The organism is Actinoplanes sp. ATCC 53533 (assembly GCF_003947245.1).
This window is the reverse complement of sequence record NZ_QHHV01000597.1, coordinates 1-954: the sequence shown is the minus strand read 5'-3', so window position 1 is coordinate 954 and position 954 is coordinate 1. Positions and strand designations below refer to the sequence as shown.

General features: G+C 60.9%; 1 protein-coding gene. It reads left to right on the top strand.

Annotated features, from left to right (window positions below; all coding sequences use genetic code 11):
* Positions 1-364: 364 nt before the first annotated feature.
* On the top strand, positions 365-954 hold a 590-nt coding region (locus DMB66_RS60215), incomplete at its 3' end, for a reverse transcriptase domain-containing protein (protein WP_255441710.1).

The following is a 954-nucleotide window of genomic DNA, read 5'->3' as shown; positions in this document are numbered from 1 at the left end:
AAGTGTCGAAAAAGTAGGTTGGCATCGAAACCGAGGCGTCAGAGCGGACTCGGGATAGATCTGGCGGGTGCCCGTTTATTGGCCAGGTGGTGTCCGGCATAGAGGCGACGTGAGTCCGGTCAGGCTGCTTTCGTGTGGAACGGGAGAGGGCGTGCCCCGATACTGCCGCCCTGGGTATGGGTGGCGAGAGGGAGTGTTCCAAGCGGATGAGACCGTGAGGGATTGAGTACCGTTGCGTGGGCGCGCAGTCGGACTGACTCATAGTAGTGATGAAGCTCCTGTAATGGGGGTGGAGCGAAGGGGTCAGGTCATTCGTGGCGTGTTCGTTCGATCAACCGGGGCGGTTGTCTCCGGGAGGAGTCGCGTGGGCGAGCTGAAGTCGTCAGGCAAGCCGTTTGATATTTCGAAGCGGGAGGTATGGGAGGCGTGGGAGAAGGTCAAGGGTAATAAAGGCGCAGCGGGTGTGGATGGATGCTCGATCGAGGATTTCGAGCTGGACCTGAAGAACAATTTGTACAGGGTCTGGAATCGGATGTCCTCGGGGAGCTATTTTCCGCCTCCGGTGCGGGCGGTGGAAATACCGAAGCGGCATGGCGGTGGCACCAGAATTTTAGGGGTGCCGACCGTGGGTGATCGGGTGGCTCAGACGGTGGTGGCGCGGAGACTGGAATGGAGGACCGAGCAGGTCTTTCATCCGGACTCGTATGGCTATCGTCCGTGGCGGGCTCCTGGGGACGCGGTCGAGGTCTGTAAGCAGCGGTGTTGGAAACGTGACTGGGTGATCGATCTCGACATCCAGAAGTTCTTCGACACCGTGGCGTGGGACCTGGTCGTCAAGGCGGTGGAGGCCAACACCGACCTCTCGTGGGTGGTGCTGTACGTGAAACGGTGGCTTGAGGCGCCGGTGCGGCAGGCCGACGGGACAACGCTGGTGCGAGATCGTGGAACCCCGCA